Source organism: Streptomyces sp. NPDC023723 (assembly GCF_040639815.1).
Classification (GTDB): Bacteria; Actinomycetota; Actinomycetes; order Streptomycetales; family Streptomycetaceae; genus Streptomyces.
In genome coordinates this window covers 78,031-99,318 of the sequence record NZ_JBFAAP010000021.1, presented here as the reverse complement: position 1 = coordinate 99,318, position 21,288 = coordinate 78,031, and the positions used below count along the sequence as shown (strand labels likewise).

Here is a 21,288-nt window from a genome sequence, read left to right as displayed (position 1 = left end):
TCCGTCTTCGCCGTGAGGTGTGTCACATCGAGGCGCGCGCCCTGCGGTAGAGCGTCGCGCCGGTGAGCAGTACGCCCGCGCCCATCGGCAGGGCGAGGCCCAGCGGCAGGTCGCTGCCGGTCTCCGCGAGCTGCGCCTCGGGGGCGGGCTGGGAGACGGACGGACCGTCCGGTGTCGGGCCGGCCTCGCTCGGCGGGGTGCTCGGCTCCTCGGGGGTGCCGGGCTCACCGGGCTCGTCGGGATTACCGGGTTCACCGGGGTTGCCCGGCTCCTCGGGCTCGCCCGGGTGTCCGGGTTCACCCGGCTCACCGGGCTCCTCGGGGCTGCCGGGCTCCTCCGGCTCCTCCGGAGGCGTCTCCTCACCGCCGCCGGGCGGATTGCCGGGGTGACCGCCGCCGCCCTCCTGGCCGCAGTCGTTGCCGGTGGCCGGGTTGGCGACGCCGACGACGCTCACGGTGTTGCCGCAGACGTTCACCGGCACGTGCACCGGCGCCTGGACGTGGTTGCCGGAGCCGACGCCGGGCGAGTCGGTGGCGTGACCGCCGGCGTGTCCGCCGCCGTGGCCCCCACCGCTGTGCCCCCCGTCGCCGTGTCCCCCGCCGCCGTGTCCGTCGGAGTCCTTGCCGGAGCCTCCGTTGGCGCAGGCGTTGCCCACCGAGGCGTTGAGGCCGCCGATGACGGTGACCGTGTTACCGCAGATGTTGACCGGCGCGTGCACCGGCGCCTGCACCGAGTTGCCGGAGAGTACGCCGGGCGAGCCCGAGGCGCCGCCCTGGGCACCGGAGCCCGTCGCGTGGGCGGTGCCGCTCGCGGCGGCGATCACGCCGGTGGCCGCCGCCACCGTCATCAGGCCCTTGCGGGTGACCTGTCGCATGTACTGAATTCCCTGTCTTCGACCTGGTACCGACGTTTCGCGTTCCGATAAGGCCGGTCGGCCCCGGAACGCACGGCGTGCGTTCCGGGGCCGACGGGCTCAGGCCCTCAAGGGGCGAGGCACAACGTCACTTGTTGATGCAGGTGTTGCCGAAGGCCGGGTTCAGCAGACCGATCACGTTGATCGTGTTGCCGCAGACGTTCGCGGGGATGTGGATGGGCGCCTGGACGACGTTGCCGGAAAGGACACCCGGGGAGTGCAGGGCCGCACCCTGGGCACCGGAGTCGGCGACGGCCAGGCCCGCACCCGCGAGAACCAGTCCACCGGTGGCAGCGGCGGCGGCGACGACCTTCTTGATCATTATTCCTCCTAGTTGGCAAGCGCGATCCAAAATGCGGATCACATGACCAGTAACGAGGAGGGAGTAATCAGGCTACGAGCTTATGGTCGCATTCACTCTCCCAGGGTGACTTTCGTATGAGCGAGCGATTAGGAGGCGTCGATGAAACGGTCCAGCACCCGCACCCCGAACTTCAGGCCGTCCACCGGCACCCGCTCGTCGACGCCGTGGAACATCCCGGCGAAGTCCAGCTCCGGCGGCAGCTTCAGCGGGGCGAAGCCGAAGCCCCGGATGCCGAGGTCGTCGAAGGACTTGGCGTCCGTGCCGCCGGAGAGCATGTAGGGGATGGCCTTGGCGGCCGGGTCCTCCGCGACCAGCGCGGACTGCATCGCGGCGACCAGCGCCCCGTCGAAGGTGGTCTCGACGGCCTTGTCGGAGTGGACGTCCTCGCGCCGCACCTTCGGGCCGAGGACGCGGTCCAGGTCGGCGAGGAACTCCTCCTCGTACCCCGGCAGGAACCGCCCGTCGACGTGCGCGGTGGCCTCGCCCGGGATGACGTTGACCTTGTAACCGGCGCCCAGCTGGGTGGGGTTGGCGGTGTTGCGCAGGGTGGCGCCGATGAGCTTGGCGATGCCGCCCAGCTTGGCGAGCGTGCCCTCCATGTCGTCGGCGTCGAGTTCGATGCCCATCGCGTCGCCGAGTTCGTCCAGGAAGGCCCGGGTGGTCTTGGTGACCCGGATCGGGAACTGGTGCCGGCCGAGGCGGGCGACGGCCTCGGACAGTTCGGTGATGGCGTTGTCCCGGTGGATCATCGAACCGTGCCCGGCGGTGCCGGCCACCGTCAGCTTCATCCAGTGCATGCCCTTCTCGGCCGTCTGGACCAGGTAGAGCCGGCGCTGCTCGCTGACCGTGAAGGAGAAGCCGCCGACCTCGCTGATCGCCTCGGTGACGCCCTCGAAGAGGTCCGGGTGGTGGTCGACCAGGTAGCGGGCGCCGTAGGTGCCGCCCGCCTCCTCGTCGGCGAGGAAGGCCAGCACGATGTCGCGCGGGGGCTTGCGTCCGCCGCGCAGCCGGTCGCGGACGACCGCGAGGGTCATCGCGTCCATGTCCTTCATGTCGACGGCGCCGCGGCCCCACACGCACCCGTCGGCGATCTCTCCGGAGAACGGGCCGTGCGTCCAGTCGTCGGCGTTGGCCGGGACGACGTCGGTGTGGCCGTGGATGAGCAGCGCGGGCCGGGACGGGTCCGCGCCCTCGATCCGGGCCACCGTGGAGGCGCGTCCCGGGTGGGACTCGAAGATCCGGGGTTCGAGTCCGACCTCGGCGAGCTTCTCGGCGACGTATTCGGCCGCCGCGCGCTCACCCGGCCCCGAGTGGTCGCCGTAGTTGCTGGTGTCGATCCGGATGAGGTCGCGGCAGAGGTCGACGACCTCGTCCTCGCCGGTCACGTTTCCGGCCGTGCCCGAGTCGCTCACGTGCTTCCTCCCGCTGTCACTTCTGGCGTCACTTCTGGCGTCACTACTGATGTCACTGCTGATGTCACTGCTGGTGGGTCCCCCTCATACTCCTCCCCCGGCGGGTGACACCCAAGGCCGGTCCCGGCCCGTCACACGCCGTTCACGCGGGAGCGGGGCGGTCGGCGGGGCGGTCGGCGGGGCGGGTGGCGGGGTGATCGGGCACCCCGGGAAGCCTGGTAATGTTTACGTCGTCGCCGCGGGCAGTGCCCCGCACGGCAGACACCTTGTCCGGGTGGCGGAATGGCAGACGCGCTAGCTTGAGGTGCTAGTGCCCTTTATCGGGCGTGGGGGTTCAAGTCCCCCCTCGGACACCAGATGAGACCCCTGCTCGCCAGGGGTCTTCTGCTTTTCCCGGCCCGGGGACGACCCGGCACAATGGCCGCCATGAGCACGCGTACCTGCCCCTGCGGACTGCCCGAGCCGTACGAGAGGTGCTGCGGCCGGTTCCATACGGGGGCCGCCGCCGCGCCGACCGCCGAGGCCCTGATGCGCTCGCGCTACAGCGCCTTCACCCGGCTGGACGCGGGCTATCTGCTGCGCACCTGGCACCCGCGCACCCGCCCCGCCCGGCTCGATCTCGATCCGGGGATGCGCTGGACCGGGCTGGAGATCCTGGAGACCGGCGACGGGTCGGCGTTCCACACCACCGGCACCGTGACGTTCCGGGCGTCCTACCGGGGCGGCTCGCTGCATGAGCGCAGCCGGTTCCAGCGGATCGACGGGGGCTGGGTGTACGTCGACGGGGAGTTCCTGGACTGACGGCCGGCGCTACGGGGCCAGGATGTCCAGTTCCTGGAGGGCGCCGACGGTGATCTCGCGGGTGAGTGCCTCGGCGCGCCCGGCGTCGCGCTCGCGGACCGCCTCGGCGAGCCGGACGTGCAGGGTGACGGCGGCCGGGTCGGGGTCCTCGAACATCACGTCGTGCTGCGTACGCCCGGTCAGCACCTCGGCGACCACGTCGCCGAGGCGGGCGAACATCTCGTTGCCCGAGGCGTTCAGGATGACGCGGTGGAAGGCCACGTCGTGGAAGAGGTACTGCTCCAGGCGGTGGCCGCTGGAGTTGGCGACCATGCCAAGGGCGCACTCGGTCAGTTCCGCGCACTGGCCCGCGGTGGCGTTGCGCGCGGCCAGGCCCGCCGCCACCGGCTCCACCGCCGAGCGCAGCACGGTGAGCGAGCGCAGTTGCCGGGCCCGGTCGGCGCCGGCCAGCCGCCAGCGGATGACCTGGGGATCGTAGACGTTCCACTCGCGCTCGGGCCGGACGGTCACGCCCACCCGGCGGCGGGACTCGACGAGGTGCATGGACTCCAGGACCCGTACCGCCTCGCGCATCACCGAGCGGGAGACGTCGAACCGCTGGGCGAGTTCGTCGGTACGCAGGACACTGCCCACGGGATACTCGCCGGCGGTGATGGCGGGGCCGAGGGCGTCCAGTACTCGGCCGTGCAGACCCCGGCCCGGTGTGCTCATGCACTCAGCGTACGTGCCGCATCACAGCGACAAAAAGTCAGACTTATATGTCACAGACACTTGAATTTGTCGTACCTAATGAGCTTCAGTTGCGTCGACATCACGTGTCGACGAAGACAGCAGACAGCGAGAGCACGATGCAGCAACCGCAGACCCCCCATGTCGTCGTGGTCATGGGCGTGGCGGGCACCGGGAAGACCACCATCGGTCCCCTGCTCGCCGCCCGCCTCGGCGTTCCCTATGCCGAGGGCGACGACTTCCACCCGCCGGCCAACATCGCCAAGATGACGGCCGGCACCCCGCTCGACGACGGCGACCGGTGGCCCTGGCTGGACGCCATCGGCGGCTGGGCGCACCAGCGGGCGGGGCTCGGCGGGGTGGTCAGCTGCTCGGCGCTGAAGCGGTCGTACCGCGACCGGCTGCGGGGCGAGGCCCCCGGTCTGGTCTTCGTCCACCTCACCGGCAGCCGCGAGCTGATCGAGGACCGGATGTCGCACCGCGAGGGGCACTTCATGCCGACGGCGCTGCTCGACTCCCAGTTCGGCACGCTCCAGCCGCTCCAGCCGGACGAGGCCGGGGTCGCCGTGGACGTCTCCGGCGGCCCCGAGGAGATCGCCGAACGGGCCGTCACCGCGCTCCAGGCGCTCCCCGAACCCGCGTAGCCCACCCCGCCCCTCACACCCCTCGTATCCCCCCGCATCCCCATCACGCAAGGGAATCACCGTGACCAGACTCAGCGTCGAGATGCTGGCAGCGGACACCGTCGAGCCCATCACCTCGGCCGGTCATGCCCAGTTGGGCATCGCCGTGCTGCTGGGCATCGCCGTCATCGTCCTGCTCATCACCAAGTTCAAGCTGCACGCCTTCCTGGCGTTGACCATCGGGTCGCTGGCGCTCGGCGCGTTCGCCGGGGCGCCGCTGGACAAGGTCATCACCAGTTTCACCGCCGGGCTCGGCTCCACCGTGGCCGGTGTGGGCGTGCTGATCGCGCTCGGCGCGATCCTCGGCAAGATGCTCGCCGACTCCGGTGGCGCCGACCAGATCGTGGACACCATCCTCGGCCGGGCGAGCAAGCGCTCGATGCCGTGGACGATGGTGCTGATCGCCTCCGTGATCGGCCTGCCGCTCTTCTTCGAGGTCGGCATCGTGCTGCTGATCCCGGTCGTCCTGATGGTCGCCAAGCGCGGCAACTACTCGCTGATGCGGATCGGTATCCCGGCGCTGGCCGGTCTCTCCGTGATGCACGGTCTGGTGCCGCCGCACCCCGGTCCGCTGGTCGCGATCGACGCGATCGGCGCCAACCTCGGCGTGACGCTGGCGCTGGGTGTCCTGATCGCCATACCGACCGTGATCATCGCCGGTCCGGTGTTCTCGAAGTTCGCGGCCCGCTGGGTGGACGTGCCGGCCCCGGACCGGATGATCCCGCAGCGTGCCTCCGAGGACCTCGAGAAGCGTCCCGGCTTCGGCGCCACGCTGGCCACCATCCTGCTGCCGGTCGTGCTGATGCTCGCCAAGGCGCTGGTCGACATCGTCGTGGACGACGCGGACGCCCTGGTGCAGCGGACCTTCGACGTCATCGGCAATCCGCTGATCGCGCTGCTGGCCGCCGTGATCGTGGGCATCTTCACGCTGCTGCGGCCCGCCGGGTTCGCCAAGGACCGCGTCTCGGGCCTGGTCGAGAAGGGCCTCGCGCCGATCGCGGGCATCCTGCTGATCGTCGGCGCCGGCGGTGGCTTCAAGCAGACGCTGATCGACTCGGGCGTCGGCCAGATGATCCTGGAGATCTCCAAGGACTGGTCCATCCCGGCGCTGCTGCTGGCCTGGCTGATCGCGGTGGCGATCCGGCTGGCGACGGGTTCGGCGACGGTGGCGACCGTCTCGGCGGCCGGTCTGGTCGCGCCGCTGGCGGCCGACATGTCGACCACGCACGCGGCCCTGCTGGTGCTGGCCATCGGCGCCGGTTCGCTGTTCTTCAGCCATGTCAACGACGCCGGCTTCTGGCTGGTGAAGGAGTACTTCGGCCTGAACGTCGGCCAGACGCTCAAGACCTGGTCGGTCATGGAGACGATCATCTCGGTGGTGGCCGGGGCGCTGGTGCTGCTGGTCTCCCTGATCCTGTAGCAGCTCCCTGCAACACCTCGGGGTCGGACGGCCCGGGGCCCCGGCGGACACCCCCGCCCGGGCCCCGGGCCGTTCCTGCTTGGATGGCCGGATGAGCGCTGAAGACGAGATCCTCGACATCGTCGACGAGCACGACCGGGTGGTCGGCCGGGCCCCGCGCGGCGCGGTGTACGCCGAAGGGCTGCGCCACCGGTGCGTGTTCGTCCAGGCCCGGGACGCCGAGGGGCGGATCTTCGTCCACCGGCGCACCGCGCAGAAGCTGGTCTTCCCGTCGCTGTACGACATGTTCGTCGGCGGGGTGGTCGGCGCGGGCGAGTCCTACGACACCGCGGCGCTGCGCGAGGCGGAGGAGGAACTGGGGGTGCGCGGGCTGCCGCGGCCCCGGTACCTGTTCAAGTTCCTGTACGACGACGGCGGCGGGCGTACCTGGTGGTCCTCGGTGTACGAGGTGCGCTGCGAGTCGGCGGTGCGGCCGCAGGTCGAGGAGGTCGACTGGTACGCGTTCCTGCCGGAGGCGGAGCTGGAGCGGCGCCTCGCCGAGTGGGAGTGGGTGCCGGACGGGCTGGCGGCGTACCGGCGGCTCACGGGGCGGGACGGGTGACCGGAGGCGGCCCGATAGGGTCCTGAGCGTGATCGACTTCGCACGCAACGTCCGCCTGTGGTTCGCGCCCGACGCGGTCCGGCGGGAGGGCGGCACCCCCGACTACCGCTTCTCGCTGGCGAACGAGCGGACCTTCCTGGCCTGGCTGCGCACCGCCCTCGCGCTGATCGGCGGCGGCTTCGCGGTGGACCAGTTCCTGCCCGACCTGCGCGGGCCCTGGCGGGTCGGGCTCGCGCTGACGCTGCTGGCGGCGGGGGCACTGTGTGCGCTGCGCGCCGTCAACCACTGGGTGCGCTGCGAGCGGGCCATGCGGCGCGGCGAGGACCTGCCGGCGTCCCGCTTCCCGGCGCTGCTCGGCGTCGTCGTCGCCGTGGTGGCCGTCGCGATGGTCGTGGTGGTGCTGGTGGGGTGGGAAGGGTGAGCGGGGTGAGCGGGGACGGGGAGCCGCACCGGCGCCCCGGCCCCGATCGTGAACCGGGCCCCGGCCCCGATCGTGATCCGGGGCTGCAACCCGAGCGCACCCGGCTCGCCTGGCGGCGTACCACGCTGGCGGGGGCCGTCGTCGCGGTGCTCGGGGCGAAGACCGCGCTGAGCGGCGGTGCCTCGGGGGTCTCCGTGGCCGGCGGCGCGCTGGTCTGTCTGCTGTGGCTGGGCATGCTGTTCCTCGCCCACCGCCGCATCGTCGCCGTCGCGGGCTCGAACCGGCCGCCGGCGCTCGGTCCGCCGCGGGCCGCCGCCGTCGCCCTGTGCACGGTGGCGATGGCGGCGTGCGGGGCCGTCCTGATCGTGGCCTAGCGGACGGCCGTCCGCTAGGCCACGATCAGCCCTCGTTCCCGTCCACCGTCACCACGATCTTGCCGCGGGTCCGTCCCTCCTGGTTGCGCCGGTGGGCGTCCGCCGCCCGCTCCAGCGGGAACGTCTCCGAGACATGCACCGTCACCACGCCCTGCTCGGCCAGCTCCGCCAGCCGCCGCAGGTCGCGCGGGTCGGGGCGGACGAAGGAGTAGCGGCCGCCGTACGCGACGACGTCCGGGTCGGCGATCGAGATCAGGCGGCCCTCCGGGGCCAGCAGGTTGGCGGAGACCTTGAGCGTGTCGCCGCCGACCGTGTCGAAGACCGCGTCCACGCCCTCGGGGGCCAGCCCCCGGACTCGTTCGGCCAGGCCCTCGCCGTACGTCACGGGCTCGCCGCCCAGTTCCCGTACGTAGGCGTGGTTGGGTTCGCTCGCCGTGCCGAGCATCCGCGCGCCCAGGTGGCGGCCGAGCTGGACGGCGATCGAGCCGACGCCGCCCGCCGCCGCGTGCACGAGGACCGTCTCGCCGCGTTTGACCTCGAGTGCCCTGGTCAGCACCTGGTACGCGGTCAGACCGGTCAGCGGGAGGCCCGCCGCCGCCGCGAAGGACAGGTTGCGCGGCTTGCGGGCCAGGGCGCGCACGGGGGCGGCGACGTACTCGGCGAAGGTGCCGCGGGAGAGGAAGTCCTCGCGGCAGTAGCCGATGACCTCGTCGCCCACGTCGAACTCCGTGACGGCGGCGCCGGGCTGGACCACGACGCCGGCCACGTCCCAGCCCGGCACGACGGGGAAGACGGGTTCGAGGAGCGCGTCCAGGTGTCCCTCGCGGCACTTCCAGTCCACCGGGTTCACGCCCGCCGCGCGGACCCGCACCAGGACCGAGTCGGGGCCCACCCGGGGGTCGCGGACCTCGCCGTACTCCAGCACCTCGGGGCCGCCGTACCGTGCGTAGCTGATCGCCTTCATGGCTCCGACCCTCCGGGGTACCCGAACGCCACGCAACCGGAATATACGGATACGTCCCGTCGGCGTGGCGGCCTGGCCGGCGGCGGCGGTCCTCCTCGAAGGTGAGCCCCATGACCACCCTCCACCAGGAACACCCCGCCCACCCGCACGCCCACGGTCCGGCCTGCGGGCATACCGAGGTGCCGCACGGCGACCATGTCGACTACGCGCACGACGGTCACCTGCACCGCGAGCACTCCGGCCACTGGGACGAGTGCGAGACCGCCGGACACACCGCCCACCAGGACCACGAGCACCAGCACGGCGACATGTGCGGGCACGCGCGCGTGCGCCACGGCGACCATGTCGACTACCTGCACGACGGCCATCGGCACGCGGCGCACGAGGGCCACTGGGACGACCACTGACCGCACCGCGCCCCAGCCCCTCGGCGGCTCCTCGCGCACCCGCGCGGGGAGCCGTCCGCGCGTGGTGGCGCGGATCACGTTCCGGTCCGCCCTCTGGACGGCATACCGACCGGTCGGCATCATGATCCCGGTACTGACCCGTCCTCGTCCACCCCGCCCCAGGAGCGCCGATGAGCCCCGATCACCCGCCCGGACTCGATCCCGACCGGCTGCGCGGCCTGCTCGACCGGGAGCGGCCCGGTCTGGTGCGCGGCCCGCTGACCGGCCGGCTGATCGAGGGCGGGCGGTCCAACCTCACCTACGCGGTCACCGACGGCGTCTCGCGGTGGGTGGTGCGTCGGCCGCCGCTCGGCCATGTGCTGGCCACCGCGCACGACATGCGGCGCGAGCACCGGGTGATCAGCGCCCTGCACCCGACCGGGGTGCCGGTGCCCCGTACGGTGCTGCTGTGCGAGGACGAGGCGGTGCTCGGGGCGCCCTTCTACGTCATGGAGTTCGTGGCGGGCACGCCGTACCGTACGGCGGACCAGCTCGCCCCGCTGGGTCCCGAGCGCACCCGGGGCGCGGTACTGAACCTGGTGGACACGTTGGTGGAGCTGCACGCGGTGGAGCCCGGCGCGGTGGGGCTGGCCGACTTCGGGCGGCCCGAGGGGTTCCTCGACCGCCAGTTGCGCCGCTGGGCCAAGCAGCTCGACGCCTCCCGGGACCGCGACCTGGCCGGCATCGACGAGCTGCACGCCACCCTCGGCCGGGAGCTGCCCCGCTCGCCCGCCCCGGCGGTGGTGCACGGCGACTACCGGCTGGACAACGTCCTGATCGGAGCCGACGACCGGATCACGGCGGTGCTGGACTGGGAGATGTCCACGCTCGGTGATCCGCTGACCGACCTGGGGCTGCTGGTCATGTACAGCCAGCGGCTCGGGCTGCCCGAGTCCCCGGTGTCCACCACCGCCGAGGCGCCCGGGCATCCCACGCCCCGGGAGCTGATCGAGCAGTACGCGGCACGGTCGGGGCGGGACGTGTCGGGGGTCTCCTGGTACACGGCGTTCGCCTGGTTCAAGCTCGCCGTGATCCTGGAGGGCATCCACTACCGCTACACCCTGGGCCAGACGGTCGGGCGCGGCTTCGACCGCATCGGCGAACTGGTGCCCGTCTTCATCGAGCACGGACTGACCACTCTCCAGGAAGGCTGACCGGCATGGACTTCGCGTTCGACGCCCGCACCGAGGAACTCCGCGCCAAGCTGCTCGCCTTCATGGACGAGTACGTGTATCCGGCCGAGGCGGTGGCGCACGAGCAGCGTGCCCGGCTGGCGTCGCCCTGGCAGACGCCGCAGGTGGTCGAGGACCTCAAGGCCGAGGCCCGCCGCCAGGGCCTGTGGAACCTGTTCCTGCCCGACGCCGAGCACGGTGCGGGCCTGACCAACCTCCAGTACGCGCCGCTGGCCGAGATCACCGGCCGCAGTCCGCAGCTGGCGCCGACGGCCACCAACTGCGCGGCGCCGGACACCGGGAACATGGAGGTGCTGGCCCAGTTCGGGAACGAGGCGCAGCGCAAGCAGTGGCTCCAGCCGCTGCTGGCCGGCCGGATCCGGTCGGCGTTCGCGATGACCGAGCCGGAGGTGGCCTCCTCGGACGCCACCAACATCACCACCCGGATCGAGCGGGAGGGCGACGAGTACGTCATCACCGGCCGAAAGTGGTACATCTCCGGGGCGATGCACCCGGACTGCGACATCTTCATCGTGATGGGCAAGACCGACCCGGACGGCGCGGACCTCCGGCGGCAGCAGTCGATGGTGCTGGTGCCGCGCGACACGCCGGGGGTCACGGTGGCCCGGGCCATGCAGGTGTTCGGGTACGAGGACCACTACCACGGCGGGCACGCGGAGGTCGTCTTCGACCACGCGCGGGTGCCGGTGGCCAACCTGATCGGCGAGGAGGGCGGCGGGTTCGCCATCGCCCAGGCCCGGCTCGGGCCCGGCCGCATCCACCACTGCATGCGGCTGATCGGCATTGCGGAGCGGGCGATCGAGCTGATGTGCCGGCGGGCCGCCTCGCGTACCGCGTTCGGCAAGGCGCTGGCCCAGCAGGGGGTGGTGCAGAACTGGATCGCGGACGCCCGGGTCGCCGTCGAGCAGTTGCGGCTGCTGGTGCTGAAGACGGCCTGGATGATGGACACCGTGGGCAACCGGGGTGCCCACACGGAGATCCAGGCCATCAAGATCGCCACCCCGCGCACGGTCGTCGGCATCCTGGACCGGGCCATCCAGCTGCACGGCGCGGGCGGCGTGAGCCAGGACTTCCCGCTGGCCGAGCTGTACGCGGGGGCCCGGACCCTGATGCTGGCCGACGGCCCGGACGAGGTGCACCAGCGGTCGCTGGCGCGCCGGGAGCTGAAGAAGTACCTGTAGCCGCCGGGTGGCTGCGCGTCGCCAGGGTCACCCTAGGGCCGCAGGGCGCGCAGCAGCAGGTCGGCGAGGTGGTCGGCGAGTTCCTGGGGGGTGAGGGGGCCGTCGGGGCGGTACCAGGTGGACAGGTGGTGGATGGAGCCGAAGTGGTAGTCGACCACCAGGTCGGCCGGGGTCTCCTTGGTGAAGACGCCGGACTGCTGGCCCTCCTCCACCAGGGCGCGGAAGCGTTCGTGGTAGCGGCGGCGCTCGGCGCGTACCTGGAGGTTCTTCTCCGGGCTCAGGTGGTGCATGGAGCGGAAGAAGATCGACGCGTCGTCGAGGTTGTCGATGGTGGTGACCACGACGTCGGCCGCCGCGTCCCGCAGCCGCCTGTCGACCGGCTCGTCGGCGTCCGCGAAGTGGTCCAGGCGTTCCTGCTGGAGGCGCAGCACGCGCGCGTACACCTCGTGCAGCAGGTCGTCCTTGGAGCCGAAGTAGTGGTAGAGCGCGCCCTTGGTGACACCGGCCGCCTCGACGATCTCCTGCACCGAGGTGCGGTCGTAGCCCTGCTCCGCGAAGAGCCGGGTGGCGGCGGCCAGCAGCCGCTGCGGTACCGGGGTACCGCCCCCGTCCGTCGTTCTGGGCACTGCCGCCACCTGCCTTTCCGTCGTACTGCCGGTCATGCCGCTAGTCGTTGCGGGAACGCAGTTCCCGACGGAGGATCTTGCCACTCGCCGTTTTCGGCAGGTCGGGCAGGATCTCCACCTGACGCGGGTACTTGTAGGCGGCCAGTCTCTCGCCGCAGTACGCGGCGAGTTCGCCGGGGTCCGCCGCGGCGCCCGGGCGGAGGCTGATGTACGCCTTGACGGTCTCGCCGCGGTACCCGTCGGGCACCCCGACGACGGCCGCCTCGCGCACCGCCGGGTGGGTGTACAGGACGTCCTCGACCTCGCGCGGCCAGACCTTGAAGCCGGACGCGTTGATCATGTCCTTCTTGCGGTCGACGACGTACAGCCAGCCCCTGGCGTCCATGAAGCCGATGTCGCCGGTGCGCAGTTCGCCGCCGGGGAAGGTCTCGGCGGTGGCGTCCGGGCGGCGCCAGTAGCCGGGGACCACCTGGGGGCCGCTGACCACGATCTCGCCCTGCTCGCCGAAGGGCACCTCCCGGCCCTGCTCGTCCAGGATCCGGACGAGCGTCTCGGGTCCGGGCACGCCCACCGCGAGGGTCCCGGAGACCGGGTCGACCGGCGCCTCCAGGTGGGGCGGTACGGAGGCGCAGGGGGCGGTGCACTCGGTGAGGCCGTAGCCGTTGCGGACGTACGGTCCGAAGCCCGCGCGGAACTTCTCCACCAGGGCGGGCGGCAGCGGGGCGCCGCCGGAGGACAGGACGGTGAAGGAGGCGAAGTGCTCGCGGGTGACGTCCGGGTGGGCGGCCAGCGCCATGAAGGCGGTGGCCGGGCCGACGGTGTAGTGCGGGCGGTGCTCGGCGAACGCGTCGAGCACCACGCCCGCCTCGAAGCGGTAGCCGAGCACCAGCGTGCCGCCGCTGTTCAGGCAGGCGCCGAGCTCGCAGACCATGCCGGTGATGTGGAACAGGGGTGCGAGGGCGAAGTAGACGGGTGCCTCGGGCAGGCCGAGGCCGGTGCGCTGCCGTTCGGCGTTGTACATGATGTTGCGGTGGGTGTTGGTGGCGCCCTTGGGGGTGCCGCTGGTGCCGGAGGTGTAGCTGATCAGCGCGAGGTCGCCGGTCTCCGGGTCGCGGCCCGCCGGGGGCCGGTGTCCGGCGCGGGCCGCCTCGGTGAGGTCGTCGGTGCCGGCCGCGGGCTGCCGGGCGAAGGCCAGTACGCGCGCGTCCCCGCGGGTCTGGAAGTCCAGCTCGCAGGCGGTGAGCACGATCCGCACCGGCGAGTCGGCGGCCGTCTCGCGCAGGTACGCCGCCCAGGCCCGGTCGGAGCAGATCAGCGCGGTCGCCTCGGCGTCCTTGAGGACGTGCCCGGTCTCCCCCGACTTGTACATGGGGTTGACGGGGACCACGATCCCGCCCGCCTTCCAGGCGCCGAGGACGGCGAGCACGAAGTGCGGGGAGTTCTGCAGCAGGACGGCGACCCGGTCGCCGCGCGCCAGGCCGCGGGCGGCCAGGTGCCCGGCGACGGAGTCGCTCAGCTCGTCCGCCTCGCGGTAGGTCAGGCGGCCGTCGAAGTAGGCGAGGAAGGCGCGGTCGGGGGTCTCGGCGACGGCCCGGCGCAGGGCGTGCACCAGGGAGGCGTCCGGGTGCAGCGGGGCCTTCTGGACGTCGGTGAGCAGGTTCAGCCAGGGCTTGGCGGCGTAGCTGGAGCCGGTGGCGGTCATCGGGCGCTCGCCTCCTCCCACTGCCGCTGGAGCCGGTTCATGCCGCGCAGCCAGCGGTCCGGCTCGGCGGCGCGGGCCTGGTAGTACTCGGCGACCTCGGGGTGCGGCAGGATCAGGAAGCGGTCCGCCTCGATGCCCCGGAACAGGGCGTCGGCCACGTCCTCGGGCTCGATCGCGGTCGGGGTCAGCACCAGTTCGCCGGCGCTGCCGCTGGCGGTGAGCATGTCGGTGCGCACGCCCTGCGGGCAGATGGCGTGCACCTTGACGCCCCGGTGGCGGTAGGTGAGCGACAGCCACTCGGCGAAGGCGTAGGCGCCGTGCTTGGTGACGCTGTAGGGGGCGGCGCCGATCATGGTGAGCAGTCCGGCGGCCGACACGGTGGAGACGAACCGGCCCCGGCCGCGCTCCAGCCAGCCGGGCAGCAGGGCGTGCGCCGCGCGGACGTGGGCCATGACATTGACGTCCCAGGCCCGGGCCCAGACCTCCTCGGCGGCCGCTTCGGTGCCGCCGGAGCCGACGCCCGCGTTGGCGCAGTAGACGTCGACGGTGCCGCCGAGCGCCTCGCGGGCCGCGTCGACGACGGCCGAGGCGTCGCCCGGTATCGCGATGGCGCCAATCTCCTCGGCGACCGCCTTCGCCTTTCCGGCGTCCAGGTCGTTGACGACGACCCGGGCGCCCTCGGCGGCGAAGCGGCGGGCCAGCGCGGCCCCGATGCCGCCTCCCGCTCCGGTGACGACGACACCCGCGTCCTGCACGGCTTCCACCATCGGTCTCCTTTGACGCGACACTGACGGGGCGCTGCCCGCGGCACGGACCCGCCTTCGGCTCGGCGACAGACTAACCAGTCGGTATGTGCTGCGGAAGGGGTTCTCGCGGTTCGCCTCGTTCCGTCCGGCCGGGCCGGGCACTAGCGTGCGTGCGCATGACACTGTCCAGACGGGCCTTGCTCAGCACCACGACGGCGGCCGCGGTGGCGGCCGGTGCCGGTACCGCCGAGGCGTCCCCGGGGCGCCGGGCGCGCACCGGCTTCGAGCGGCTGGCCGCCGACGGGTACGCGCTGCTCGACGGCGACCGGGTCGGCGTCGTCACCAACCCGACCGGGATCACCCGGGACGCCCGGCACATCGTCGACGTCATGCACGCCGACGACCGGGTGGACCTCGCCGCCGTCTTCGGTCCCGAGCACGGCTTCCGGGGCACCGCGCAGGCGGGCGGCTCGGAGGGCCGCTACGACGACCCGGCGACCGGGCTGCCGGTCTACGACACGTATCTGAAGAGCGGGCAGCCGCTCGCGGACGTCTTCACCGCATCCGGTGTGGACACCGTCGTCTTCGACATCCAGGACGTGGGGGCGCGCTTCTACACGTACATCTGGACGCTGTACGACTGCATGGCGGCCGCCGCGCTGGCCGGCAAGCGGTTCGTGGTCCTGGACCGGCCCAACCCGGTGACCGGGCGGGCCGCGCTCGGTCCGGTGCTGCACCGGGAGTTCGCGACGTTCGTCGGACGGGAGCCGATCGCGCAGGCGCACGGCATGACCGTCGCCGAGCTGGCGCGGCTGTTCAACGGGGAGTTCCTGGCCAGGCCGGTCGCCCTGGAGACCGTGCCCATGACCGGCTGGCGGCGGTCCGACTTCTACGACGCCTCGGGGCTGCCGTGGGTGCCGCCGAGCCCCAACATGCCCACGCCCGAGACCGCGCTGGTGTACTCGGGGACCTGTCTGTTCGAGGGCACCAACCTGTCCGAGGGGCGCGGCACCACCCGCCCGTTCGAACTGCTGGGCGCGGAGGGCGTCGACGGGGCGTGGGCGGCCGCCGCGAACGAGCTGGGGCTGCCCGGTGTGCGGTTCCGGGAGGCGTACTTCGCGCCGGTCTTCTCCAAGTTCCAGGGCAGGACGGTCGGGGGCGTGCAGGTCCATGTCGCCGACCGCGCGGTGTTCGATCCGGTGCGGACCGGAATCGCGCTCCTGGTGACCGCCAAGCGGGTCTGGGACGGGTTCGCCTGGCGCTCCGACCAGTGGATCGACAAGCTGACCGGCTCCGCGCGGGTGCGCTCGATGATCGACGCCGGCGCGGACACCGACGAGGTGGTGGCGGGCTGGCGGACCGAGCTGACGGCGTTCCGGCGGGTGCGCGAGCGGTACCTCGGCTACCGCTGACGCGCCCGGGTCCGGGTCTGGGCCCGGGTCCGGGTCCGGCATCTGGCCAACTCCCCTCCCCCGCAGGACGATGCGAGGACTACGCGAGCGGGGGGGCGCCGCTTCGGGCAGGAGGGAGCCGGTCATGGCCGACCCGTCGATGAGTGTGTCCCCGTACTGGGAACTGGCCTTCGACGCGGACGGGGACGCCGACCGCCGCGGGCGCGACCGGCTGCTCGCCGGGGCGGCCGGCGGCCCGGTCCGCGACCTGATCGTGTTCGCGCACGGCTGGAACAACGACCGGGCCGGGGCCACCCGGCTGTTCAGCCGGTTCTTCGCCCCGGTCCCGGGGATCGTGCCGAACGCCCGGGTCGGGTACGTGGGGGTGGTCTGGCCGTCGATGCGGTTCGCCGACGAGCCGATCCCCGACTTCCCCCGCGCGGTGGCGGCCGAGCCGGTGCGGCCCCCGGCGCTGGACAAGGACACCCGGCACGCCCTGGTGGAGGCGTTCCCGGGGCGGCAGGTCATGGTCGAGCAGCTGGCCCGGATGCTGGAGCGGCAGTCGTTCGAGGCGGGTGAGCCGGCGGAGTTCCGGTGGGTGGTGCGGCTGCTGGTGGAGCTGGTGCCGCCCGGCCCGCAGGCGCTGTTCGCCGCGGACACGGTGGCGGACGGCGGGCCCGGGGACGAGCCGTGGATGTTCGCGGGGCCGGTGGCGGAGGTCTGCGCGGAGTTCAGCCGCGCGGTGCTCGGTGACGGCTCGCGGCCGCTCGTCGTGCCGAATCCGTGGCAGGGCGCGCGGGAGCTGCTGCGGCAGGCGACGTACTACGCCATGAAGCGCCGCGCGGGGACCGTCGGCGAACGGGGACTGGGTCCGCTGCTGGGGCGGCTGGCCGAGGTGGCGCCCCGGGTCCGGGTGCATCTGGTGGGGCACAGCTTCGGCGCCCGGCTGGTGTCGTTCGCGCTGCGCGGGCTGCCGGCCGGGGTACGCGCCGTGAAGTCGGTGACGCTGCTCCAGGGCGCGTTCTCGCACTACGCGTTCGCCGACCGGCTTCCGCACGACGGGCGCGCCGCGGGGGCGCTCCGGGGCGGGCCGGGCCGGATCGACGGTCCCCTGGTGTGCTGCCACTCCCGGCACGACACGTCGCTCGGCACGTTCTACCCGCTGGCGTCCCGGCCGGCCGGTGACGACCGGGCGGTGGCCGCCGCCGGTCTCGGCCGGGTGCTGGGCGAGCGGTGGGGCGCCCTCGGGTACGGCGGTGTCCGGGCGGTGCCGGGCACGCGCGCGTGCACGCTGGCCGAGGCGCTGCGGGCCGGGCTGCCGGCGACGGGGTGCGTGAACGTGGACGCGGCGGCGGTGGTCCGGCGCGGCGGGCCGCCGTCCGGCGCGCACAGCGACATCCTGCACGCCGAACTGGCCCGGCTGGTGCTGGCGGCGGGCCGGGTCCGCTGACGACCCGCCGCCTGTCTCGTTGCCTTGCCTGTCTCGTTGCCTTGCCTGTCTCGTTGCCTTGCCTGTCTCGTTGCTGGTCCGGCGCTACCGGTGCGAGGTGAACTCCACCACCTGCTGGTAGGTCGGCCGGTTCTGCCAGGCGATGCCGCCGTGCTTGATGCCGCCCAGGGTGCGGTGGATGATCGAGTCGGCGCACCACTGGTCGCCCGCCGCGCAGCTGCCGTCGCCCGGGTAGACCTGCGCGGGCGTCTTCGCCGCCGCCTCCTTCAGGGTGGTGAGCAGCGTGTTCCGGCAGGCCGCCGGGTCGCCGCCGCCGCAGTAGGTCCGGGCCAGCGGACCGCGGACGGACTCCCCGAGCACCGCCCGCAGATCCTTGTCGACATAACTCCACCAGCCGTACTGGAAGGAGCTGCCGGCGTGCGCGCCGGTCGCGCCGTGGGCGGCGGACGGCGATTCGTCGACCGGGAGGTTGGCGGTGAAAGCGGTGTACAGGCCGCTGCCGAGACCGGGTTCGAACTCGGCCCGCACCAGCAGCGGCCACCAGGCGTCCATCGCCCGGACCGCGTCGGCGTGGGCGTACGTCTTCGAACCGGCCGAGGTCTCGGTGCGCTTGCCGCCCGCCGCCAGCCAGGCCCGCAGCTTGTCGACGGCCGCCTTGGCCGCGGTGTCGGTCACCGGGGCGGTGTCGATCACCTTCAGCAGCTCGGGCAGTACGTCCTCGGCCCGCAGGTCGGCCAGGGCCGCGTCGGCCATCGCCTTGACCAGCGCCGCCCGGGTCACCCCGCCCGCCGCGACCAGCTTCCGCACCCGGTCGTCGAGCAGATCGCCGCGGTGCACCGGACCGTCGCCCCAGGACGCGACCGAGTAGCCGTCGGCCACCTTGTTGTTCCAGGAGATGTAGTAGTCCTGGTCGGTGGACTGGGGGTGGGCGGCGGGCGGGGTGTAGTCGGCGGTGTTGGCCGCCGGGTCCCAGCCCTGCCACTCCCGCTCCGGGCGGGCCCAGACCGGGAAGTCCGCGTCCACGCCGGCCGCCCGGACCGGGTTGTCGCCGCTGTTGTAGTACGCGGTGTGCTCGGCGTCGGCGTAGAACCAGTTGAAGGTGTAGTTGATGTGCTGGACCGCGCGCTGGAAGTCCTGCGGGCCCTGGACGTAGCCGGGGTCGTTGAGCATCTGGAAGCCGATGATCGAGTCGGCCTCGTGCAGGAAGGACGAGCGCAGCGAGACATAGGCGACCTTCTTGCCGCCGACGCTCGCGCGGTACTCCACCGGGCCGTACTTCGTGCGCCAGACCCGCATGGTGTACGAGCCGGCGGCGGTGGAGTCGGCCACGGTCGGCGTCCAGGCGTTCTTCCGCTCGACCAGTTCCATCGGGGTGCAGGTGCCGCGGTAGAGGTAGTGCCGGTCGTCCTGGCACAGCTTGACCGCGTAGGTGTCGATGATGTCCTGGCCCGAAGTCGTCGCGCTCCACGCGTAGTCCTGGCCGCGGCCCAGCTCGACGTACATGCTCAGGCCCGCGAAGGAGGCGCCGCGGGCGCTGAGGCCGGGGCCCTGGAGTTCCTGGAGCATCAGGAGCTGGGGGGCGAAGTAGCCGGTCTGCGGTCCGAAGACGGCGACCGGACGGCCGCTCGCGGTGTGCTCGCCGCTGACCACGAGCGCGTTGGACATGCCGCGCCGGGCCGAGGAAAGACCGGTGGCCCCGGCCTGGGCGGCCGCGCTGCCGGTGCGGTCGTACACGAGCGGTTCCGCCTGGACCGTGCCGGCGTCGGGCAGCGCCCGGCCCTGCGGGTCGGCGGGCGGGGTGAGGTACGGGAAGCTGCCGTCCTGGACGGTGCGGACGGCCTCGGGGTCGTCGCGCTGGCGGAAGGACTCCCAGACCTTGGTGCCCTCGGTGACGCCGTACTTCTGCTGGGCGGCCAGCAGGGACAGGGCGTTGTTCACCTCCCCGCCGCCGCCGGAGCCGAACAGGGCGCCGATCACGGAGGCCAGGGCGACCAGGTCGGCGGGCTCGAAGTGCTCGATGGTGCCGGCGTTGGTGATCGCGTCCTTGTGACCGGTCAGGACGTACTCGCCGGGGAAGTTGCGGGCCTGGTCGGAGGCGTCGATGTAGGCGTTGACGCCCGCCAGGTACGCGTCGACGTCGGCCAGGGCCTGCGCGCCGCGCTCGCCGGCCTTGGCGGCGGCGCTGTCGATCTGGGCCTGGAGTTCGGCCTCGGTGTACGGGGCGCTGCGCCAGAACTGCTGTTCCAGACCCTGGTTGGCCGGGGCGCCGCCGGCGAAGGAGGTCAGCTCGCCGCGGCCGACGTGGCGGAAGAGGTCCATCAGCCACAGCCGGTCCTGGGCGGCCGCGTAACCGGCGCCGAACTCGGTGCCGTACCGGGTGGTGCCTGTGATGTGCGGCACACCGGTCTTCTTGTCGCGCACGATGGTCACGTCGGCGCGGCCGGCCGGGCGGACGGTGGAGGCGACCTGGTCGGCGGGGACGCCGAACGAGGCGTCGTTGAAGAACGAGTTGATCTTGTCGTTGGTGAGCGACTGGTGCCCGGTGGCGAGGTTCGCGTAGGGGCCGAGCTGGTCCTCGGCGTGCGCCGGCTGGGTGCCGAACGCCTGGTTGAGCAGGATCTGGGCGAGGGTGGCGTTGCCGTTCTGGCCGGGCGGCAGGATGTCGGAACACTGTCCGCCGCAGTGGTCGTTCGCCGCCGCCGCGACGGCCGGCACCGCGGCCGGGCCGGTCCCGACCGCAACGGCCGGGGAAAGCGGTGACAAAAGACCGGCAATGAGCGCGCATAGCGAGGCGGTCTTCAGGAACCCGTGGATTCCGCGGGGAGTTCTCAGTCTGTCTAGGGCCGTGCGTGGGGTGCGCCGTGACATGGGGCAGTTCCTCCCGACGGGGACGCGCCGGATGTTACCGGCGGTATCCCCGGGATAGAAGATGAACATGCGTCACTTTTCAGCGACGGCACAGCGGACACACAGGTCACAGGAGTCGACTCGGGAGGCGGTTCGGCCGGTTTATGGGGGCCATCGGAAATCGGATGGAGCCGAATCGCGTGTCGATACGTCTATTCGGCGACGTCCGTACGACGACGCCGAAGTGACCGGAATACAGCTGCAGGTGTGACGGAGGTGCAGGGCGATGGCCGGTTTCCGGAGTCTGGCGAGACAGGTCCGCGATCCGCGGTCCGACCTGGCGCTGCGGCGCTACTCGCTGCGCAAGTGCCTTGAGCGGTTCGCCCCTTACGGACACAGGGCGACCTGGGACCATCTGTGCTCCCGCTGGGGGTTCGGACCGGAGGACAGGTCCCCCGACCCGGCGCGGCTGGTGGCCGCGCTGGAGGAGCTGGAACAGGCGCGGTCGGTGTGGCTCGCCTACGAGGTGGGGTTCGCCGAGCGGCGCCGCAAGGAGAAGCACGACGGGCTGCGCCGGCCGGGCAGCGTGGACGACTGGCACCGGCTGACCTGGGGCGGGTTCGGTGTGGCGTGGTGCGACGATCCGGCGGTGCATCCCCGTGGACCGCTGGCCGAGGTACTGCGCCGGCTGATCGCCGCGCTGGAGCGGGAGCCGGGGGTGTTGTGCCCGGTGTGCGAGGGTGAGCGGCTGGTCTGGAAGTACGAGCTGGACCATGAACCGTCGGCCGGGCCGGTCTGCGTGGACTGCGGGATCCTGGTGCCGCGGCCGGTGTTGACACCGGAGGCGCTGGCCGCGATTGGCCGGGGGCGGTTGCTGGTGTCGGTGTAGGGGTGGCGGGGCTGGTGCGGAGGTATGGCGCGGTGAGTTCAGTGGGTTCAGTGGGGCGTGGGGGGTGAGCGGTGTTGGTCGGGTGCGGGTGTGTTGGGGCTTGGCGCGCAGTTCCCCGCGCCCCCGGGGGGCGAC

Annotated in this window: 21 protein-coding genes and 1 tRNA gene; 13 read left to right on the top strand and 9 right to left on the bottom strand. The window is 72.5% G+C overall.

Annotated features, from left to right (window positions below; all coding sequences use genetic code 11):
* Positions 1-22: 22 nt before the first annotated feature.
* The 3 genes from AB0G32_RS22335 to AB0G32_RS22325 all read right to left on the bottom strand — a co-directional run bounded on the left by AB0G32_RS22335 (position 23) and on the right by AB0G32_RS22325 (position 2,689).
* Entirely contained in the window at positions 23-874 is an 852-nt protein-coding gene (locus AB0G32_RS22335) for a chaplin family protein (protein ID WP_361165838.1), read from the bottom strand.
* Positions 875-1,001: 127 nt separating this feature from the next.
* Positions 1,002-1,235, bottom strand: coding sequence for a chaplin ChpH (gene chpH, locus AB0G32_RS22330; RefSeq protein WP_361165835.1), 234 nt, complete (start codon positions 1,233-1,235; stop codon positions 1,002-1,004).
* 128 nt (positions 1,236-1,363) lie between these two features.
* A complete protein-coding gene (locus AB0G32_RS22325; protein WP_361165832.1) occupies positions 1,364-2,689 on the bottom strand; it encodes a M20/M25/M40 family metallo-hydrolase in 1,326 nt (441 codons plus the stop codon).
* A gap of 268 nt (positions 2,690-2,957) precedes the next feature.
* Here AB0G32_RS22325 and AB0G32_RS22320 point away from each other — a divergent pair.
* Positions 2,958-3,045: transfer RNA gene (locus AB0G32_RS22320), tRNA-Leu, on the top strand.
* A 70-nt stretch (positions 3,046-3,115) separates the two neighbouring features.
* Positions 3,116-3,490, top strand: coding sequence for a YchJ family metal-binding protein (locus tag AB0G32_RS22315; RefSeq protein ID WP_361165829.1), 375 nt, complete (start codon positions 3,116-3,118; stop codon positions 3,488-3,490).
* 9 nt (positions 3,491-3,499) lie between these two features.
* On the opposite strand, the gene AB0G32_RS22310 is transcribed toward AB0G32_RS22315, so the two are convergent.
* On the bottom strand, positions 3,500-4,201 hold the full coding sequence (locus AB0G32_RS22310) for an FCD domain-containing protein (RefSeq protein WP_361165826.1): 702 nt from the start codon (positions 4,199-4,201) through the stop codon (positions 3,500-3,502).
* Between the two features lie 137 nt (positions 4,202-4,338).
* On the opposite strand from AB0G32_RS22310, the gene AB0G32_RS22305 reads away from it, so the two are divergent.
* The 5 genes from AB0G32_RS22305 to AB0G32_RS22285 all read left to right on the top strand — a co-directional run bounded on the left by AB0G32_RS22305 (position 4,339) and on the right by AB0G32_RS22285 (position 7,718).
* Positions 4,339-4,863, top strand: coding sequence for a gluconokinase (locus tag AB0G32_RS22305; RefSeq protein WP_361165823.1), 525 nt, complete (start codon positions 4,339-4,341; stop codon positions 4,861-4,863).
* A 61-nt stretch (positions 4,864-4,924) separates the two neighbouring features.
* Positions 4,925-6,322, top strand: a complete 1,398-nt coding sequence (locus tag AB0G32_RS22300; RefSeq protein ID WP_361165820.1) for a gluconate:H+ symporter — start codon at positions 4,925-4,927, stop codon at positions 6,320-6,322.
* Positions 6,323-6,413: 91 nt separating this feature from the next.
* On the top strand, positions 6,414-6,923 hold the full coding sequence (locus AB0G32_RS22295) for an NUDIX domain-containing protein (RefSeq protein ID WP_361165817.1): 510 nt from the start codon (positions 6,414-6,416) through the stop codon (positions 6,921-6,923).
* Positions 6,924-6,951: 28 nt separating this feature from the next.
* Complete coding sequence (locus AB0G32_RS22290; RefSeq protein ID WP_361165814.1) at positions 6,952-7,344, top strand: DUF202 domain-containing protein; 393 nt, start codon at positions 6,952-6,954, stop codon at positions 7,342-7,344.
* A 5-nt stretch (positions 7,345-7,349) separates the two neighbouring features.
* A complete protein-coding gene (locus AB0G32_RS22285; RefSeq protein WP_361165811.1) occupies positions 7,350-7,718 on the top strand; it encodes a DUF202 domain-containing protein in 369 nt (122 codons plus the stop codon).
* Between the two features lie 25 nt (positions 7,719-7,743).
* Here the strand turns inward: AB0G32_RS22285 and AB0G32_RS22280 are convergent, their stop codons facing one another.
* Positions 7,744-8,682 carry an NADP-dependent oxidoreductase gene (locus AB0G32_RS22280; protein ID WP_361165808.1) on the bottom strand — a complete coding sequence of 313 codons (939 nt, stop codon included), beginning with the start codon at positions 8,680-8,682 and terminating at the stop codon, positions 7,744-7,746.
* 110 nt (positions 8,683-8,792) lie between these two features.
* Between AB0G32_RS22280 and AB0G32_RS22275 the strand changes: the two genes are divergently transcribed.
* The 3 genes from AB0G32_RS22275 to AB0G32_RS22265 all read left to right on the top strand — a co-directional run bounded on the left by AB0G32_RS22275 (position 8,793) and on the right by AB0G32_RS22265 (position 11,502).
* Positions 8,793-9,089 (top strand): hypothetical protein, encoded by a 297-nt coding sequence (locus tag AB0G32_RS22275; protein ID WP_361165806.1) that lies wholly within the window; start codon positions 8,793-8,795, stop codon positions 9,087-9,089.
* 170 nt (positions 9,090-9,259) lie between these two features.
* Positions 9,260-10,282: a phosphotransferase family protein gene (locus tag AB0G32_RS22270; protein ID WP_361165803.1), complete on the top strand. Its 1,023-nt coding sequence runs from the start codon at positions 9,260-9,262 to the stop codon at positions 10,280-10,282.
* 5 nt (positions 10,283-10,287) lie between these two features.
* On the top strand, positions 10,288-11,502 hold the full coding sequence (locus AB0G32_RS22265; protein WP_361165800.1) for an acyl-CoA dehydrogenase family protein: 1,215 nt from the start codon (positions 10,288-10,290) through the stop codon (positions 11,500-11,502).
* A 32-nt stretch (positions 11,503-11,534) separates the two neighbouring features.
* Here the strand turns inward: AB0G32_RS22265 and AB0G32_RS22260 are convergent, their stop codons facing one another.
* Genes AB0G32_RS22260 through AB0G32_RS22250 form a run of 3 tightly spaced genes read right to left on the bottom strand, consistent with a single transcriptional unit; the run spans position 11,535 to position 14,597 of the window.
* Positions 11,535-12,128 carry a TetR/AcrR family transcriptional regulator gene (locus tag AB0G32_RS22260; RefSeq protein WP_361165797.1) on the bottom strand — a complete coding sequence of 198 codons (594 nt, stop codon included), beginning with the start codon at positions 12,126-12,128 and terminating at the stop codon, positions 11,535-11,537.
* 40 nt (positions 12,129-12,168) lie between these two features.
* Complete coding sequence (locus tag AB0G32_RS22255; protein WP_361165794.1) at positions 12,169-13,830, bottom strand: AMP-binding protein; 1,662 nt, start codon at positions 13,828-13,830, stop codon at positions 12,169-12,171.
* The gene (locus tag AB0G32_RS22250; protein ID WP_361165791.1) at positions 13,827-14,597 is read right to left on the bottom strand and encodes an SDR family oxidoreductase; all 771 of its coding nucleotides are present in this window, start codon (positions 14,595-14,597) and stop codon (positions 13,827-13,829) included. The genes AB0G32_RS22255 and AB0G32_RS22250 overlap by 4 nt, the downstream gene beginning before the upstream one ends.
* A 155-nt stretch (positions 14,598-14,752) precedes the next feature.
* Here AB0G32_RS22250 and AB0G32_RS22245 point away from each other — a divergent pair, with 155 nt between their 5' ends.
* Together AB0G32_RS22245 and AB0G32_RS22240 are read left to right on the top strand one after the other, a co-directional pair.
* Positions 14,753-15,988, top strand: coding sequence for a DUF1343 domain-containing protein (locus AB0G32_RS22245; protein WP_361165788.1), 1,236 nt, complete (start codon positions 14,753-14,755; stop codon positions 15,986-15,988).
* A gap of 124 nt (positions 15,989-16,112) precedes the next feature.
* A complete protein-coding gene (locus tag AB0G32_RS22240; RefSeq protein WP_361165785.1) occupies positions 16,113-17,417 on the top strand; it encodes a serine-threonine protein kinase in 1,305 nt (434 codons plus the stop codon).
* An 84-nt stretch (positions 17,418-17,501) separates the two neighbouring features.
* Here AB0G32_RS22240 and AB0G32_RS22235 read toward each other — a convergent pair whose 3' ends face one another.
* The gene (locus AB0G32_RS22235; protein WP_361165777.1) at positions 17,502-20,285 is read right to left on the bottom strand and encodes a penicillin acylase family protein; all 2,784 of its coding nucleotides are present in this window, start codon (positions 20,283-20,285) and stop codon (positions 17,502-17,504) included.
* A 265-nt stretch (positions 20,286-20,550) separates the two neighbouring features.
* On the opposite strand from AB0G32_RS22235, the gene AB0G32_RS22230 reads away from it, so the two are divergent.
* The gene (locus tag AB0G32_RS22230; protein ID WP_361165774.1) at positions 20,551-21,153 is read left to right on the top strand and encodes a hypothetical protein; all 603 of its coding nucleotides are present in this window, start codon (positions 20,551-20,553) and stop codon (positions 21,151-21,153) included.
* Positions 21,154-21,288 lie beyond the last annotated feature (135 nt).

Coding starts and splice junctions, on each gene's coding strand:
- AB0G32_RS22255 (WP_361165794.1), bottom strand. CDS start 13,830: ATGACCGCCACCGGCTCCAGCTACGCCGCCAAGCCCTGGCTGAACCTG.
- AB0G32_RS22275 (WP_361165806.1), top strand. CDS start 8,793: ATGACCACCCTCCACCAGGAACACCCCGCCCACCCGCACGCCCACGGT.
- chpH (WP_361165835.1), bottom strand. CDS start 1,235: ATGATCAAGAAGGTCGTCGCCGCCGCCGCTGCCACCGGTGGACTGGTT.
- AB0G32_RS22250 (WP_361165791.1), bottom strand. CDS start 14,597: ATGGTGGAAGCCGTGCAGGACGCGGGTGTCGTCGTCACCGGAGCGGGA.
- AB0G32_RS22310 (WP_361165826.1), bottom strand. CDS start 4,201: ATGAGCACACCGGGCCGGGGTCTGCACGGCCGAGTACTGGACGCCCTC.
- AB0G32_RS22230 (WP_361165774.1), top strand. CDS start 20,551: ATGGCCGGTTTCCGGAGTCTGGCGAGACAGGTCCGCGATCCGCGGTCC.
- AB0G32_RS22280 (WP_361165808.1), bottom strand. CDS start 8,682: ATGAAGGCGATCAGCTACGCACGGTACGGCGGCCCCGAGGTGCTGGAG.
- AB0G32_RS22315 (WP_361165829.1), top strand. CDS start 3,116: ATGAGCACGCGTACCTGCCCCTGCGGACTGCCCGAGCCGTACGAGAGG.
- AB0G32_RS22295 (WP_361165817.1), top strand. CDS start 6,414: ATGAGCGCTGAAGACGAGATCCTCGACATCGTCGACGAGCACGACCGG.
- AB0G32_RS22265 (WP_361165800.1), top strand. CDS start 10,288: ATGGACTTCGCGTTCGACGCCCGCACCGAGGAACTCCGCGCCAAGCTG.
- AB0G32_RS22305 (WP_361165823.1), top strand. CDS start 4,339: ATGCAGCAACCGCAGACCCCCCATGTCGTCGTGGTCATGGGCGTGGCG.
- AB0G32_RS22335 (WP_361165838.1), bottom strand. CDS start 874: ATGCGACAGGTCACCCGCAAGGGCCTGATGACGGTGGCGGCGGCCACC.
- AB0G32_RS22235 (WP_361165777.1), bottom strand. CDS start 20,285: ATGTCACGGCGCACCCCACGCACGGCCCTAGACAGACTGAGAACTCCC.
- AB0G32_RS22240 (WP_361165785.1), top strand. CDS start 16,113: ATGGCCGACCCGTCGATGAGTGTGTCCCCGTACTGGGAACTGGCCTTC.
- AB0G32_RS22245 (WP_361165788.1), top strand. CDS start 14,753: ATGACACTGTCCAGACGGGCCTTGCTCAGCACCACGACGGCGGCCGCG.
- AB0G32_RS22270 (WP_361165803.1), top strand. CDS start 9,260: ATGAGCCCCGATCACCCGCCCGGACTCGATCCCGACCGGCTGCGCGGC.